At 42.4% G+C, this 15795-nt stretch carries 13 protein-coding genes, 1 riboswitch and 1 other annotated feature; of the genes, 6 read left to right on the top strand and 7 right to left on the bottom strand.

The genetic code is table 11. The features are described from left to right. Nucleotides 1-27: 27 nt before the first annotated feature. Nucleotides 28-489 (top strand): RNA deprotection pyrophosphohydrolase, encoded by a 462-nt coding sequence (gene ytkD, locus BMZ22_RS09010; protein ID WP_090084616.1) that lies wholly within the window; start codon nucleotides 28-30, stop codon nucleotides 487-489. A gap of 87 nt (nucleotides 490-576) precedes the next feature. Here the strand turns inward: ytkD and BMZ22_RS09005 are convergent, their stop codons facing one another. The 4 genes from BMZ22_RS09005 to pckA all read right to left on the bottom strand — a co-directional run bounded on the left by BMZ22_RS09005 (nucleotide 577) and on the right by pckA (nucleotide 5104). Then, on the bottom strand, nucleotides 577-1383 hold the full coding sequence (locus BMZ22_RS09005) for an ABC transporter permease (protein WP_090084613.1): 807 nt from the start codon (nucleotides 1381-1383) through the stop codon (nucleotides 577-579). Further along, on the bottom strand, nucleotides 1373-2182 hold the full coding sequence (locus BMZ22_RS09000) for an ABC transporter ATP-binding protein (RefSeq protein ID WP_090084610.1): 810 nt from the start codon (nucleotides 2180-2182) through the stop codon (nucleotides 1373-1375). The genes BMZ22_RS09005 and BMZ22_RS09000 overlap by 11 nt, the downstream gene beginning before the upstream one ends. Before the next feature lie 12 nt (nucleotides 2183-2194). After that, on the bottom strand, nucleotides 2195-3184 hold the full coding sequence (locus tag BMZ22_RS08995; RefSeq protein WP_090084608.1) for an ABC transporter substrate-binding protein: 990 nt from the start codon (nucleotides 3182-3184) through the stop codon (nucleotides 2195-2197). A gap of 330 nt (nucleotides 3185-3514) precedes the next feature. Beyond that, on the bottom strand, nucleotides 3515-5104 hold the full coding sequence (pckA, locus tag BMZ22_RS08990; protein ID WP_090084605.1) for a phosphoenolpyruvate carboxykinase (ATP): 1590 nt from the start codon (nucleotides 5102-5104) through the stop codon (nucleotides 3515-3517). A 199-nt stretch (nucleotides 5105-5303) separates the two neighbouring features. Next, a riboswitch (SAM riboswitch) is annotated at nucleotides 5304-5411 on the top strand. 125 nt (nucleotides 5412-5536) lie between these two features. Between pckA and metK the strand changes: the two genes are divergently transcribed. Together metK and asnB are read left to right on the top strand one after the other, a co-directional pair. Further along, the gene (gene metK, locus BMZ22_RS08985; protein WP_090084602.1) at nucleotides 5537-6748 is read left to right on the top strand and encodes a methionine adenosyltransferase; all 1212 of its coding nucleotides are present in this window, start codon (nucleotides 5537-5539) and stop codon (nucleotides 6746-6748) included. Between the two features lie 213 nt (nucleotides 6749-6961). Beyond that, nucleotides 6962-8863, top strand: coding sequence for an asparagine synthase (glutamine-hydrolyzing) (asnB, locus tag BMZ22_RS08980; RefSeq protein WP_090084600.1), 1902 nt, complete (start codon nucleotides 6962-6964; stop codon nucleotides 8861-8863). A gap of 113 nt (nucleotides 8864-8976) precedes the next feature. Here asnB and BMZ22_RS08975 read toward each other — a convergent pair whose 3' ends face one another. Next, a complete protein-coding gene (locus BMZ22_RS08975; RefSeq protein WP_090084598.1) occupies nucleotides 8977-9504 on the bottom strand; it encodes a gamma carbonic anhydrase in 528 nt (175 codons plus the stop codon). An 88-nt stretch (nucleotides 9505-9592) separates the two neighbouring features. Between BMZ22_RS08975 and BMZ22_RS08970 the strand changes: the two genes are divergently transcribed. Beyond that, the gene (locus BMZ22_RS08970) at nucleotides 9593-10663 is read left to right on the top strand and encodes a tetraprenyl-beta-curcumene synthase family protein (protein WP_281242081.1); all 1071 of its coding nucleotides are present in this window, start codon (nucleotides 9593-9595) and stop codon (nucleotides 10661-10663) included. Nucleotides 10664-10681: 18 nt separating this feature from the next. On the opposite strand, the gene mnmM is transcribed toward BMZ22_RS08970, so the two are convergent. After that, a complete protein-coding gene (mnmM, locus tag BMZ22_RS08965; protein WP_090084596.1) occupies nucleotides 10682-11251 on the bottom strand; it encodes a tRNA 5-(aminomethyl)-2-thiouridylate-methyltransferase MnmM in 570 nt (189 codons plus the stop codon). Nucleotides 11252-11410: 159 nt separating this feature from the next. Continuing rightward, nucleotides 11411-11627, top strand: a binding site (T-box leader). Nucleotides 11628-11735: 108 nt separating this feature from the next. Between mnmM and leuS the strand changes: the two genes are divergently transcribed. Then, nucleotides 11736-14150, top strand: a complete 2415-nt coding sequence (leuS, locus tag BMZ22_RS08960; RefSeq protein ID WP_090084594.1) for a leucine--tRNA ligase — start codon at nucleotides 11736-11738, stop codon at nucleotides 14148-14150. 174 nt (nucleotides 14151-14324) lie between these two features. On the opposite strand, the gene BMZ22_RS08955 is transcribed toward leuS, so the two are convergent. Beyond that, complete coding sequence (locus BMZ22_RS08955) at nucleotides 14325-15068, bottom strand: hypothetical protein (RefSeq protein WP_143069974.1); 744 nt, start codon at nucleotides 15066-15068, stop codon at nucleotides 14325-14327. A 123-nt stretch (nucleotides 15069-15191) separates the two neighbouring features. Here BMZ22_RS08955 and BMZ22_RS08950 point away from each other — a divergent pair, with 123 nt between their 5' ends. Next, nucleotides 15192-15500 carry a rhodanese-like domain-containing protein gene (locus BMZ22_RS08950; RefSeq protein WP_090084589.1) on the top strand — a complete coding sequence of 103 codons (309 nt, stop codon included), beginning with the start codon at nucleotides 15192-15194 and terminating at the stop codon, nucleotides 15498-15500. Nucleotides 15501-15795 lie beyond the last annotated feature (295 nt).

Raw genomic sequence — 15795 nt, 5'->3', positions numbered from 1 at the left:
CCCAGACGGATGAAAGCAGTTGAAATCATGTACAAATTCACAGATTATTATCGTAATGAAGTGACGTTATCATTTGATGATCACCCATTTTCTCAATTCCCTAAGCATGTATGGGTCATTTGCCGGTATAAAAATAAATGGCTGCTGACTAAGCATAAGGAACGGGGGCTTGAATTCCCCGGTGGTAAGGTTGAAGAAAATGAATCAGCAATTGACGCGGCAGTCAGGGAAGTGAAAGAGGAAACAGGGGGAATAGTGGCGACAATTCGATATATAGGACAGTATACGGTTGCCGGCAAAGGTGGAACAATCGTTAAAAATGTCTATTTTGCTCACGTCAAGAAAATCGGAGGCCAAAAAACATATTATGAGACTGACGGCCCTGTTTTACTAAATCATATTCCCCGTGATGTAAAGCGTAACCGAAAATACAGTTTCATTATGAAAGATGATGTGCTCACCCTTTGTTTAACACATATTGCTGATTAGAAAACAGCAAGTATATCTAATGTTAAAAAGCGGCGTCCGGGATAATTGGACGTCGCTTTTTAATTCATCCCTCTGCAGGCGGCAATATCAGCCTACCCGTTTCATCAAAAACACTTCGATGCGCTCAACAACTTTATACATCAGAGCTGCAAATATAGCAATCAATATTAAACTGGACATGACGAGCGAGAAGTCAAACACCTGGAATCCGTACACAATCAGATAGCCTAAGCCTTCATTTGATACTAGAAATTCTCCAACGACGACACCTACCCAGGACAATCCGACATTCACTTTCAAAGTTGAGATCATCGCCGGTATTGCAGCAGGAAAAATTGCTTCCTTAAATATTTGCGAGCGTGTTGCTTTGAAACTTTTTAATACTTTAACATAATTTGAGTCGACTTCCCGGAAGGCGGAATAAACGACTAATGTTGTAATGACTACTGCGATTATAGCTCCCATTGTAATAATAGAGAAGTATCCAGGACCCATCGCTACGATGATAATGGGACCAAGCGCCACTTTAGGCATGGCATTCATGATAACAAGGTAGGGATCCATAATATTAGAAAATCGTTCAGACGACCATAGAGCGGTGGCCATCATAATACCAAGAAAAGTTCCGATAAGAAACCCAAGCACTGTTTCAAACAAGGTGACTTGCGTATGCATGAGCATCGAGCCATCCGAAAACTTACTTATAATGACCGTGCCAACTTCGGAAGGCGAACTGAATATCAAGGGATCAACCCAATACATGCGGCTCGCCAATTCCCAAATCCCGAAGAAAGAAATCAATATAACGATTTGCCATGAAAAGACAAATTGTTTTTCACGTTTTAGGTTTTGTTTATAATTTGCATGCAATTGGTCATCAGTCTCATGTATCATTGGAAGGTTCCACCACCTTTGGCTGCAGGTCATGTATTTCATTTTTATCCAGTTCTGCCCACACTTTATCAAATAATAATTGATACTTTGGGTGACGCCGGGCGAGGAAAGGTTTCTCATTGCGTAATTCCAGTGGAACTTCGAACGTCTTGGCAATAGAGCCAGGGTTGGCGTCCATTAGAATGAGCCGGTCACTCATTGCAATGGCTTCTCCGATATCATGTGTTACCAGAACTGACGTTTTTTGGTACTTTTGCAGCATATCCCATACAAGGTCCTCCAGCTTTAATTTCGTTTGATAATCAAGCGCAGAGAAAGGTTCATCCAATAACAGAATTTTAGGGTCTGTCATCAAGGTGCGGACCAGCGCTGCACGCTGGCGCATACCACCGGACAGAGAATCCGGATAACTTTCTGTGATACCGGGCAAGCCAACTTGATTGAGTAAATCGGCTGCCCTTTTTTTCGCTTCGATGGAATCCTCACGTCTGATTTTAGGGCCAAGCAGCACATTATCAATGATGTTTTTCCACGGGAATAAATAATCCTGCTGCAGCATATAGCCGATATCGAGTTTGGATTTATGAAGTGGCTGCTTATTTATATATATGTTACCGGCAGTATGATCAATAATACCGGCAATAATGGACAGTAGTGTTGATTTGCCACAGCCGCTTGGGCCTAAGAGAGCGACAAACTCACCATCTTTTACCGAAAAAGAAATGTTTTCAAGTGCCTTCGTATAAGATTTTTTTGAAAAATAGTGATGTGAGATGTGATCTAAGGTGAGAAAAGACATTTGCTAGCCTCCTTAGTTGCCAATGACTTCCTCGGCGATCGTGGTGTTGACAAGGTCTCCATATGGAATATCTTCTGGTAATTCACCAGCTTCATCCATGATGGCTTTCAGATTATTCCATCCATCTTCACCAAGTAACGGATCCGCAGCAAATGAATCCTGATTTTTATATCGTTCGATGGAGGCAGCGAGCATTTCTTTGGATGTGTCTTCAAAATACGGTTCGATTACGGCGGCAATTTCTTCAGCACTGTGTTCCTGAACCCACTGTTGTGCGTTGTAAATAGCTTTCGTAAACCGTTTAATTGTTTCTTCGTCTTCATTGATGAAGCTTTCTTTCGTCATAAATGTTGTATAGGGGACTGACCCTGATTCTTCACCGAATGAAGCAACAATATGTCCCTTGCCTTCTTTTTCGAAGGTGCTGGCGGTCGGTTCAAACAATTGAACATACTCAGCATCACCCGACGAAAAAGCACCCGGTATATTAGCAAAGTCTACGTTTTGGATAAGATTCAGATCGGTCTGAGGGTCGATACCATTCTGTTTCAGGACATATTCACCGACCATTTGCGGCATTCCGCCGACGCGCTGACCGAGAAATGTGCTGTCTTTAATATGCTCCCATTTAAAATCCGGCTTAGGCTCTTTAGCCACTAAAAATGTACCATCAGTCTGCGTTAACTGAGCAAAATTAATCGCTTTATCTTTAGACCCTTGGGCAGCAACGTAGATTGACGTTTCCGACCCGACCAGCGCAACATCCGCACCATCCGATAATAAAGCCGTCATCGTTTTGTCGCCGCCCCACGTCGTTTGAAGTTCAATATTAATACCTTCTTCTTCAAAGAAACCTTCTTCGATTGCCACGTACTGTGGTGCATAAAATACTGATCGTGTCACTTCAGCAAGTTTAATTGATGTTGTACTTTCTGAAGAACAAGCAGCAATGAAAAGAAGAAATAAAGAGCATAATAAGGCAATGCCAACTCGTTTTATCATAATGTTCGTTCCCTTCCCATGGTAGTTATCCCGGTGTAACGGTCCGCAGACTCCACCCTCAGATGAAACATGTGATGAGCGACAACGGACGGCAGCACCCCGATTCGTTCAACTAACCAGCAGTGGGTCAAGGTATCCCCTGATGGAAGTTTCACTATATGTCGTCATTTTATGCGGCTGAAAAAAATGTGTGAACGCCCAGTAGGTAATGAGAATCAAAAAAAGCCGGTCTCAATGATTGAGACCGGCTCGCCTGCATGAAGCTGACGAATTTTCCTTCATATATTAAATCCTTTTGGGATGAGGAAACGAAACGTTGAAAAGATTTGGTCAACCTTTATAGAAAGGTCCTGCATTTTTAATTTCTTCACGGGCTTCCGTAAATTGCGTAAAATTCTTATGGAATTTCATAGCAAGCGATTTTGCCTCATTTTCATAAGAGGCTTTATCGTCCCAGGCATTTTTTGGAACTAATACTTCATCAGGTACGCCCGGAACATGAACAGGGATATCCAGACCAAAGATATCATCGGTTACTGTTTCAATATTATTCAATTCGCCTTCAAGCGCAGAATGAATCATTGCCCTTGTATGGGAAAGTTTCATGCGCTTACCGACACCGAACGATCCGCCGGTCCATCCTGTATTGACCAGGAAGACGTTTGAATTAAACTGGTCAATTTTTTCACCAAGCATTTCTGCGTATGCTGATGGCGGCAGCGGAAGGAACGGTGAGCCGAAACAAGCTGAGAACGTTGCTTGCGGCTCGGTTACGCCACGCTCTGTACCGGCCAGCTTGCTCGTGTAGCCGCTTAAGAAATGATACATAGCCTGTTCCTTGGTCAATTTGCTGATTGGCGGCAATGTCCCGGATGCATCGGCTGTCAGGAATATGATGGTGTTTGGATGTCCGGCGACACTCGGTGACACGATATTATCAATATTTTCAAGCGGATATGCAGCCCGTGTGTTCTCGGTTAATGACGTGTCATCATAATCCGGTTCGCGTGATGACTTATCTAGAACAACATTCTCGAGTACAGATCCGAACCGTATCGCATTGTAAATCTGCGGTTCCTTTTTTGGAGACAGATTGATGCATTTTGCGTAGCAGCCGCCTTCAATATTAAAGATGCCATTTGAGCTCCAGCCATGTTCATCGTCACCAATTAAGCGCCGATACGGGTCTGCTGATAACGTTGTTTTGCCTGTGCCGGAAAGACCGAAAAACAGGGCGACGTCACCTTCCTGACCGACATTTGCCGAGCAGTGCATGGATAATACATCATTTCTTGGTAAAATATAATTCATAACGGAAAAAATCGATTTTTTGATTTCACCGGCGTATTCCGTTCCGCCAATTAACACGATTCGCTTTTTAAATGAAATAATGATGAATGTTTCAGAATTCGTGCCATCTGCTTCAGGATCTGCTTTAAAAGTTGGCGCAGATATGACCGTGAATTCAGAGCGATGGTTTTTCAACTCATCATCGCTCGGTGTAACAAATAATTGACGAGCAAATAGATTATGCCAGGCGTATTCGTTAATGACTTCAATAGGAAGACGATGAGCCGGGTCTGCTCCGGCAAATCCTCTGAAATGGAATAATTCATTTTTTTCATGCAAGTAGGCTGTCACTTTTTTCAGCAGTTTTTCAAAAGATGCTTCATCGATAGGCTGGTTTACATCCCCCCAATTTATATAGTGATCACATTCGTCGTCACGAACAATAAACTTATCCTTGGGCGAGCGTCCGGTATATTCTCCGGTTGATGCACAAACCGCACCTGTAGCAGTCAGAACGCCTTCATTTTTGGAAAGTATTTTTTCAATTAATAAAGGAACAGCCAGGTTGGTCTGTATATGCTTATGGGCAAGCAAATCTTGAGTTACCAGCGCATCTTCTTTAGTCTTCATATTCATTACCTACCTTTTAATGGTTTAGAGCAAGAACAACATGATGTCATTTAATGTGCTATTAGTATAACACATTTATTATATTAGTCCATACTAATTTTGCGATTAATTTTATAAAATTTTGTGAGAGACAGCGGGAGGGCTTTAAACTGTTGACATGGCACAGGCTTTTCGGTACCATTATGTGCGAGCGGATACTCTCTTATTCAGAGTTGGCGGAGGGACAGACCCGACGAAGCCCGGCAACCATCACATTTTGTGAAAAGGTGCTAATCTGGTGCAAGGATCAATCCTTGAACAATAAGAGTGAAAGGCTACGAACTCCTTTCCTCATGATGCAGGGAAGGTTTTTTGTTTTTTAGGCTTATTTTATAAACGTAAACCACTGAAAAAAGAGTTCCGTACCATATATTCAAGGGAGGATATGGCCAGATGGCTGTAGAAAATCGTTTGTTCACATCGGAATCGGTGACGGAAGGTCATCCCGATAAAATATGTGATCAAATTTCAGATGCAATACTTGATGAAATATTGAAAAGTGACCCAAATGCCCGTGTGGCTTGTGAAACTGTTGTAACAACAGGAATGGTGCTCGTCTCAGGTGAAATAACCACCACGACATATGTGGATATTCCTGCAATTGTCAGGCAGACGATAAAGGATATCGGCTACACGCGGGCAAAATACGGATTTGATGCCGATACGTGTGCAGTACTGACTGCGATTGATGAACAATCCCCTGATATTGCCGGCGGTGTTGATACTGCCTTGGAAGAGCGTCAAGGGAAAAAGAGTGACGAAGAGATTGCCGCTATCGGCGCAGGTGACCAGGGGCTGATGTTTGGTTTTGCCTGTAACGAGACAGAGGAACTGATGCCGCTGCCGATCGCGCTGGCACATAAATTAGCGAAACAGCTTGCCGATGCGCGTAAGGATCAAGTGCTTGATTATTTACGTCCGGATGGAAAGACTCAGGTGACGGTCGAATATGATGAAAATAATATTCCTGTCAAAGTCGATACAATCGTTATCTCAACTCAGCATCACCAGGACATTCCGACAGATCAAATTGAAAAGGATTTGATTGAACAGGTTATTCGTCCGGTGGTTCCTGCAAATCTATTGGATGAAACTACGAAATACATTATTAATCCGACAGGCCGGTTTGTAATCGGCGGCCCTCAAGGCGATGCCGGGCTAACCGGAAGAAAGATTATAGTGGATACATATGGCGGGTACGCACGCCATGGCGGCGGGGCGTTCAGCGGAAAGGATTATACCAAAGTTGACCGTTCAGCAGCTTATGCAGCCCGTTATGTTGCAAAAAATATTGTGGCAGCCGGACTGGCAAAAACATGTGAAGTGCAGTTGGCGTACGCTATCGGAGTGGCTGAGCCCGTTTCAATTTCCATTAATACATCTGGTACAGGCATTGCGGATGAAGAAACACTTGTCAGTGCCATCCGGAAAGTATTTGATCTTCGTCCGGCCGGGGTAATTCGAATGCTTGACTTAAAGAAGCCGATTTACAGAAATACAGCGGCTTATGGTCATTTTGGCAGGACAGATACGCTCTTTCCCTGGGAAAAAACGGATAAAGTGGAAGAATTGCAGGCACTCGTCAAACATGATGCATCGTTATAAAAAACTTTAAACTTCAGCTGAGTGGCTGGTGTGAGCACGGTATTGAACCGGGCTCATACCAGTCATTTTTATTGCTTTTTTAAATAATGTAATAAAAATGCAAATAAACTGCAACAAAAAGTAAAACGATTCGTCTAATAAATACATACTGCGCTGAGCCTCAGTGTTGTGTGAATAGTTCCGATATTAAATAATTAAAAAGAGGGTTAATTAATGTGCGGTTTTGTATGCAAAGTCAAGGACGATTCTACTATTAAAGAAGATCGACAAGAAGACAATTTTAAAAGACAAAATAATATAATGATTCACAGAGGTCCTGATGATGGAGGATATTACGATGACGAGCATATCTCATTTGGATTCAGGCGGCTGAGTATCATTGACATCGATTGTGGTGCACAGCCGTTGAGTTATAGTGATGACAAGATATGGCTTGTATTTAATGGGGAAATCTATAATTATATTGAACTGCGCAATAATTTAATAGAGCAGGGTTTCGTTTTTTCAACTGAATCGGACACGGAAGTGATTGGTGCATTATTTGCAAAACATGGTGTAGAAGCTTTTAATTATTTGCGTGGCATGTTTTCTATCCTGTTGTGGGATAAACAGGCGCATGCATTGTATGGAGCTCGTGATCCGTTCGGCATAAAGCCATTGTTCTATCGGGAAACGCAAGATGGAATAATCTTTGCATCGGAAAAGAAGAGCATCACATTAATGGTGGAGAGCGAAGCAATCGATCCAGAAGCTTTGCAGAATTATCTCAGCTTTCAGTACGTTCCTGAACCAATGACGATGACACAAGGGATCAAAAAAGTTGAAGCTGGCTGTTATTTTGTAAAAAGACCGGATCAACCTATTTCTTTCTATCATTATTGGCAAACAAGGTTCAACCCGGTGCTGATGGAAAAAGATAATTGGATTAATCGAATTCAGGATGTTCTGTATAACTCAATCAACGTGCATATGCGCAGTGATGTACCGGTTGGCGCATTTCTTTCCGGTGGTATTGATTCGACGCTTATAGCAGCAATCGCGAAAGATTTCAATCCGAATATCAAGACATTTTCAGTCGGGTTTGAGCGTGAAGGTTATTCGGAAGTAGACATTGCAAAGAAAACCGCCGACAAGCTGGGGCTTGAAAATATATCCTATATGATTTCACCTGAGGAATTTGTAGGGAAATTGCCGAAAATCATGTGGCACATGGATGATCCTCTGGCAGATCCGGCATGTATACCGCTATATTTCGTGTCCCGCGAGGCCCGGAAACACGTAACCGTCACACTTTCCGGCGAGGGAGCGGATGAGTTGTTCGGGGGTTATAACATATATCGTGAACCGGAATCGCTGAAAATGTTCCGGCCGATACCGTATTCCGCAAAAAATTTACTGGCCAGAGTAGCCGATGTCATTCCTGAAGGTGTTCGCGGCAAAAGTTTTCTCGAGCGGGGCACAACGCCATTGTGTGACCGTTATATTGGAAATGCCAAAATATTTGAGGAGTATGAGAAAGAAGTTTTTCTGAAATGCTGGAAACAGGGGTTGCGGTATCAGCAAATAACTCAAAACCTTTTTGGTAAGGTAAACGATTATCCGCCTGTTAGCCAGATGCAATATATTGATATCCATACATGGCTGCGTGGCGATATTCTATTAAAAGCAGATCGAATGACGATGGCGAACTCGCTGGAATTGCGTGTTCCATTTTTGGATAAGGAAGTATTCCGGATAGCCAGCAGCATACCTGATAATCTGAAAACAGCTAACGGGACAACAAAAAGACTGTTGCGTGAAGCAGCCCGCGGGATTGTTCCGGATCACATCCTGGACCGGAAAAAACTTGGATTCCCTGTGCCAATCCGTCATTGGTTGAAAAATGAACTGTACGATTGGGCAAAAAACCTGATTCGGGAAAGTGACACAACTTATTTGCTGAATAAAACTTATGTACTTGACTTGCTGGAATTACACTGCCAGGGCAAAGGCGATTACAGCCGTAAAATATGGACAGTGCTCATGTTTATGCTATGGCATCAGCTATTTGTGGAAGAGCGATTTGACTGGCATGAATTGGGTCAATCGGATTTGGATAAGACATCTATTTTGTGAACAAAGCAGTGCCCGTTTATAACCTGGCAGTAGTCTTCCAAAAAAGGAAGACACTGCCGGTATTTAATCTAGAACCCCACTGGTGGACGTTTTACCTTTCCCTTTCCGATTAGTTAAAATTGTAAGCCTGTTCCTGTGTTATGCTTATAATACTGTCCTTTTTCAATATACGATTGATAAACACGTTCCATTTCCTGATAGTCGTCGTCGGTCAGTTCCCGTACAACTTTAGCCGGTCTTCCCATAGCAAGGGAATGTGGTGGGATTTTTTTGCCCGGTGGTACGAGGCTTCCTGCCCCGATAAACGCATGTTCGCCGATTTCAGCCCCATCGAGGATAAGCGATCCCATACCAATCAGAGCGTGTTTACGGACCGTGCAGCCATGCAATGTCACCTGATGGCCTACTGTTACGTAATCTTCCACCGTGACCGGCAAATCTGGACTTTGGTGAACCATCGACAAATCTTGTATACTTACGCCTTTTCCAATCCGTGTTGGGGCAACATCCCCGCGGATGACAGTTTTAAACCATATGCTCGATTGTTCATCAATTGTCACATCCCCGATAATATCGGCGTCCTCTGCCACAAAAACAGATTCATGAATCGTTGGATAATGATGTTTATACGACTGAATCATTTGAATCCCCCTTTAAAATATGGTGATATTATAATTAGCAGTATAGCAAAATTTTCACGTTTGCAGCGAATGATCGGAGGAATGGGTGTTGGCTTACACCATACCAAAAACACCATTTACATTAATGGGAGCAGTCTATCGCAAAATTTTTCCGGCAGTTAATGCTGAACTGGACTTTTGGAAAAAACGCGCCAGCGCTATTCCTGATGAAGAATTAAAAAAGCAGGCTTTAGCAAGCATTGAAACAAAGCGGTTTCATTGTCTGGGAGGCGCGGTATATGCGCTTTTGGCCGGCATTAGGTGGCGGGAAGCCATCACATTTATTGTTGCATATCAGACAATCAGCGATTATCTTGACAATTTATGTGACCGGAGCACATCGCTTGATCCGGCCGATTTTCAGCAGCTGCATGAAGCGATGTCGGACGCTTTGAGTACACAAAATCCGATTCAAAATTATTATGCCTTGCGTCAAGAACAATCTGACGGCGAGTATTTAGCCGATTTAGTTCGAACCTGTCAAAAAACTATGCGCCGCCTTGACGACTTTAACAGTATGCAAGGACATATACTGGAACTTAAACGTTTATATATTGATTTGCAAGTACATAAACATGTAGCTGAAGAAGAACGGATCCCGAGGTTGGTTAATTGGTTTAAAGAAGAAACTGATGATACATCTCTCTATTGGTATGAGTTCTCGGCTGCAGCGGGCTCAACATTGGGGATATTTTGTTTAATTTCTTATGCACTAAATGGGACTGTATCAAATGATTTGGCAGATAAAATTGTGAAAGCTTATTTCCCGTTTGTCCAAGGGCTTCATATTTTATTGGATTATTTTATTGATCAGGAAGAGGATCGAATTGAAGGCGATTTAAATTTTTGCAGTTATTATGATAGCCCCGACATCATGGAAAAACGTTTTAGTTATTTCATCGAGGAAGCTGATCATCAGGTACAGGGACTGCCTGATCGACATTTCCATGAAATGGTGAATCACGGGTTAGTAGGACTGTATCTTGGCGACCCTAAAGTTAAACATGTGGAGGGCGGTATAAAGATATCAGAGGATTTACTTCGCATCAGTGGCTATAAAGCTCGTTTTTTTCATTGGAATACAAAACTTTACTATAGAATAACAAAAACCCGGCGATAAATTCCGGGTTAGTAATGTTTAATTTCGCTTTTGAATAGCCAGTATGAATGGTGGATCGTTCTTCTGATTTACAAAACCATAATAAAGGACATGATACAATTTTTGATCCAGTAGCCGCACATAACGCATCAGGTGTTCGCGTTCTTCATCGCCGCCCTCGTGACCATGATAAACGACGAGAACCACAATGCCATTTTGTTTCAAGTGCGACAGAATGCCTTCAATAGCGAGGATTGTTGTTTCACTATGTGTAATAACTGATTTATCGCTACCCGGAAGATATCCGAGATTAAAAATGGCTCCGCCAAGCCGGGTCAGCTTATCGACAGGCATGTGATGCATAAAATTACTGTGACTGTCCTGGATAACCGTTGCGTTTGTCAGCTTGTGACGAGCAAGCAGTGCCTGAGTGTTCGTGATTGCCTGGTCTTGGATGTCGAACCCGAATACATGGCCGCTTTCCCCAACCAGCTGGCTCAAAAAGACGGTATCATGCCCGTTTCCGCACGTGGCATCGATTACTGTATCACCTTTCTTGACAGCTTCTTCCATTAAAAAATGTGAGTAGTTTATAATTCCTTTTATCATATTTTAGCTTTGTGCTCCTTTATAATTTACGTTATAGATATAGTTTAGCATGGAGACCTGTTATTGGAAAGAACAAGGGCTGCTGTGCCTTGACAAAGCTGAGCAACTTGGTTTACAATTCGAAATACAAATATCGCCTTTTTTCGAACAATTTGATAAGCAATAACAAAGAAAAGGATTAGTAGATAACTTCTCTCAGGTAAAGCGAGGCAGTGGCTGGTGAAAACTGTCCCTGAAAAGTTTTTGAACTCACCTTTAAGTTGCAAAGATGAACGCCAGTAATCTTTGCCGTTAAACCCGCGTTAAGGGAACAAGTGAACACACGTTGTGTGTTAATTTGGGTGGTACCGCGGGAAAAAAGCTTCTCGTCCCTTTTAAAGGGATGGGTAGCTTTTTTATTAGGCAATGTTGGCGGGTCGGGTTGATTGGCAGTGGTTATGTCCGCTGCTCAGATGGCTGTTAATGAAGAAGGAGGAAAAACAAAATGAGTTTCAATCATCAGGAAATAGAAGCGAAATGGCAAGACTATTGGGCTAAACATAAAACGTTTAAAACTGAGACGTTTTCGAATAAGGATAAAATATATGCGCTTGATATGTTTCCATATCCATCAGGTGCCGGATTACACGTAGGACATCCTGAAGGCTATACGGCAACAGATATCTTTTCGCGGATGAAACGGATGCAGGGATATGAAGTGCTTCATCCGATGGGGTGGGACGCGTTTGGACTGCCGGCAGAGCAGTATGCAATTGATACAGGAAATAGTCCGGCCGCATTCACCGAACATAATATTGCAACGTTCAAACGGCAGATTAAAGAACTCGGTTTCTCCTATGATTGGGACCGTGAGATAAATACCACAGATCCGGGTTATTACAAGTGGACGCAATGGATCTTCACGAAACTTTACGAAAAAGGTTTGGCCTATATGGATGAAGTTCCTGTCAATTGGTGCCCGGCACTTGGTACAGTTCTTGCCAACGAAGAAGTAATTGATGGTAAAAGCGAGCGGGGCGGTCACCCGGTTGTCCGCAAGCCGATGAAACAATGGATGTTGAAAATAACAGCGTACGCAGACAGGCTTTTGGAGGATTTGGAAGACCTGGATTGGCCGGAAAGCATTAAAGATATGCAGCGTAATTGGATCGGGCGCTCTGAAGGGGCTGACATCACCTTTGATATTGATGGCCATGACGAACAATTTACAGGATTTACAACACGTCCTGATACATTATTCGGTGCCACTTATGCCGTTTTTGCACCTGAACACCCACTGGTTGAAAAAATTGTAACACCAGACCAACAAGACGCTGTAAATGCTTATTGGAAAAAGATTGAAACAAAATCTGATTTAGAGCGTACCGATCTGGCAAAAGAAAAGACGGGTGCCTTTACAGGCGCTTACGCCATTAACCCGGCAAATAATGAAAAAATGCCGATCTGGATTGCTGATTACGTACTGATGAGTTATGGCAGCGGCGCCATTATGGCGGTACCGGGTCACGATGAGCGTGATTATGAGTTCGCACAAAAATTTAACCTTCCAATTAAAGAAGTCGTTGCGGGCGGCGACTTATCAAAGGAAGCTTATGTGGATGATGGCGAGCATGTTAATTCTGAGTTTTTGAATGGCTTGTATAAAGATGATGCCATCACCAAAATGATTGAATGGCTTGAAGCAAATAACAAAGGAACGAGAAAAGTGACATACCGCCTGCGCGATTGGTTGTTTTCCAGGCAGCGCTATTGGGGCGAGCCAATCCCGATTATTCACTGGGAAGATGGATCGATGAGCGCAGTTCCTGAAGAAGATTTGCCGCTTGAACTGCCTGAATTGGATGAAGTAAAACCGTCCGGTACAGGTGAATCACCGCTCGCTACAAGTGACTGGGTTAACGTAACTGATCCAAATACAGGCATGAAAGGACGTCGAGAAACAAACACAATGCCACAATGGGCCGGCAGTTGCTGGTATTTCTTGCGTTTTATTGATCCGGCCAACCCGGACCAGCTGGCTGACCCGAAAGCGCTGAAAGAATGGCTGCCAATTGATATTTATATCGGTGGAGCGGAGCATGCGGTTCTTCATTTGTTGTACGCCCGATTTTGGCATAAATTTTTATATGACATTGGCGTGGTTCCTACAAAAGAACCTTTCCAAAAGTTGTTCAACCAGGGAATGATTCTGGGTGAAGGCAATGAAAAAATGAGTAAATCCAAAGGGAATGTTATAAACCCGGATGATATCGTAACGTCCCATGGCGCGGATACATTGCGATTATATGAAATGTTTATGGGACCGCTTGAGGCAGCGGTTGCCTGGTCGACGAACGGTCTTGATGGGGCACGGCGCTTTCTGGACCGTGTCTGGCGTCTTGTTGTAAATGAGAACCGTGAAGTTTCCGGGCAAATCGTTGATACAGCTAAGGAAAACTCACTTGAGAAAGTCTATCATGAAACGGTTAAAAAGGTGACGGAAGATTTTGAGGCGCTTCAATTCAATACTGGTATTTCACAACTGATGGTGTTTATTAATGAAGCTTATAAAGCAGACGAAATACCGAAATCGTACATTGAAGACTTTGTTAAAATGCTTTCACCTGTCGCGCCACATTTAACCGAAGAGATGTGGCAGATTCTGGGACATGACGATACGATCACTTATGAGAAATGGCCTGAATACGATCCATCCAAACTCGTTGAGGATGAAGTGGAGATCGTCGTTCAAATTATGGGGAAAGTTCGCGCCAAAATTAATGCATCCAAAGACATTTCAAAAGATGAACTTGAAGCGCTGGCAATGGAAAATGAACGCGTCCAGGAATTGCTTGAAGACAAGACCGTTCGTAAGGTGATAGTTGTGCCAGGAAAACTGGTTAATATTGTCGCTAATTAGATAATTAAAATGAAAAGCCCAAAAGTGTCTCAAGCAGCTTTTGGGCTTCATTAATTATATAGGTATTTGTAGGTTGCTATGGGTTTCGATGATTGGAAGTCTGACCTCTGACTTCAGAGTTCTAATATTAAAACGTGAAAGAGGAACGCTTGGGGTCGGCCCGTCCTGAAACTTTTAAGATGGAAGCCATTCTGTTTCCAAGATGATCCATTTATCACGATCGTAATACCAGACTGTTTCGACAGTGCCAATAAGATCTGCATGATAGGCACCACTTATATGTTGATAACTTTTTAGGCCGTAACCTTCACGTCCCTCGACCTCCACGGGTTCAAAAAAGGAGATTGGTTCCACTAATGGTGTTGTACTATCCAACAATTTCCCCTCTTCATTATAAATTCCAAGCTTTATATATTTCGAAGATCTGTTGTTAAGTTTTGCGGTGATTGGTTCTGCTTCATAGTCAATTTGAATTTCGATCTTAAAACCGTTTACAAACTTTGCCTGAATACTTTGTTGTTCCGGAAGAGCAATTTCTTTCAGTTGATCTTTTTTAAAAGTATGCAGATGATAATGATACAATCCTTTATTTCCACCGGCATCACTTTGGTAAAATATGTCTTTCACACCATCATGGTCCAGGTCATAAAATTTTATGGCAGGGTTATAGCCTCCTTCGTATGTGATGTCCCACTGCTTGTCTTTACTGTCTGAAATAATAGTATTTATTTCGGTATAATAATTGGAGTCAGGCGCGAAAGGCACCCCGTTCAATTTAACTTTTTCGTTTGATGAATTACCAGTTAAGTCTATATTGAATTCACTAAGCTGCTTTTGTGACGTAGCAGTAACTTCAGCATAAGCTTCGAGCGGTGCGACCAGACCGATAATAATAACGATGATTGCCATACACCTCATTGGAAACTAACCACCTTGTTTATTAGTTGGTATATTTTGTGCGTTATGTTTGCGTGATATACGCAAGAAAAGTTACGATAAACTATAGGCTTTATGAAATCTGAGTGAGAAGGAGACTTTTACATGGATCATATTAATACAGTGACACCAGAAGAAGTCAGAAAGCTGTTGGAAGAAGATGATGGCACAGTAGTTGTAGATGTTAGAGAGGATGATGAAGTCGCACAAGGAATGATCGAAAACGCAAAGCACATTCCACTTGAAAACATTCCTCACTCTACTGACAAATTCGATGAAAACAGTCATTATATTCTCGTTTGCCGTTCAGGGAGGAGAAGTTTGATGGCAGCGTCATTTCTCGAAGAACATGGCTTTAACGTCTCCAATATGGAAGGCGGCATGTTAAACTGGGATGGCGAAGTGACTGCTTAATGACCCTGTAAATATTGTTACGGGATTTTGAGTTAATTTTTTTCGAATCTATTATTGACTTTTGTTAATCACGGTAGTAATATTGATTTTGCTGTTGAAAAGCGGCGCTTAAAAAATCACATTGATTAAAAGGTTATTGACACTTTCTATCAGCGGTGATATAATATTATTGCTGTCGCAGAGATGGCAAGTTGCTCCTTGAAAACTGAACAAAACAACCAGTATGATAAACGATGTCAGAGGTAAGAAGTTGACGAATCAGCTAAGCTGATTTGACGCAAACTTTTTAACCCCT

Origin of the sequence: Lentibacillus persicus (assembly GCF_900112705.1) — a bacterium.
Lineage (GTDB): Bacteria > Bacillota > Bacilli > Bacillales > Amphibacillaceae > Lentibacillus > Lentibacillus persicus.
Note: the sequence above shows the minus strand (reverse complement) of the source record. Positions and strands in the feature narration are given on the sequence as shown.

Excerpts from the sequence above, each read along its gene's own strand:
- asnB (WP_090084600.1), top strand. The coding sequence starts at position 6,962 with ATGTGCGGTTTTGTATGCAAAGTCAAGGACGATTCTACTATTAAAGAA.
- BMZ22_RS09005 (WP_090084613.1), bottom strand. The coding sequence starts at position 1,383 with ATGATACATGAGACTGATGACCAATTGCATGCAAATTATAAACAAAAC.
- leuS (WP_090084594.1), top strand. The coding sequence starts at position 11,736 with ATGAGTTTCAATCATCAGGAAATAGAAGCGAAATGGCAAGACTATTGG.
- mnmM (WP_090084596.1), bottom strand. The coding sequence starts at position 11,251 with ATGATAAAAGGAATTATAAACTACTCACATTTTTTAATGGAAGAAGCT.
- BMZ22_RS09000 (WP_090084610.1), bottom strand. The coding sequence starts at position 2,182 with ATGTCTTTTCTCACCTTAGATCACATCTCACATCACTATTTTTCAAAA.
- BMZ22_RS08955 (WP_143069974.1), bottom strand. The coding sequence starts at position 15,068 with ATGAGGTGTATGGCAATCATCGTTATTATTATCGGTCTGGTCGCACCG.
- BMZ22_RS08950 (WP_090084589.1), top strand. The coding sequence starts at position 15,192 with ATGGATCATATTAATACAGTGACACCAGAAGAAGTCAGAAAGCTGTTG.
- BMZ22_RS08995 (WP_090084608.1), bottom strand. The coding sequence starts at position 3,184 with ATGATAAAACGAGTTGGCATTGCCTTATTATGCTCTTTATTTCTTCTT.
- pckA (WP_090084605.1), bottom strand. The coding sequence starts at position 5,104 with ATGAAGACTAAAGAAGATGCGCTGGTAACTCAAGATTTGCTTGCCCAT.
- ytkD (WP_090084616.1), top strand. The coding sequence starts at position 28 with ATGTACAAATTCACAGATTATTATCGTAATGAAGTGACGTTATCATTT.
- BMZ22_RS08975 (WP_090084598.1), bottom strand. The coding sequence starts at position 9,504 with ATGATTCAGTCGTATAAACATCATTATCCAACGATTCATGAATCTGTT.
- metK (WP_090084602.1), top strand. The coding sequence starts at position 5,537 with ATGGCTGTAGAAAATCGTTTGTTCACATCGGAATCGGTGACGGAAGGT.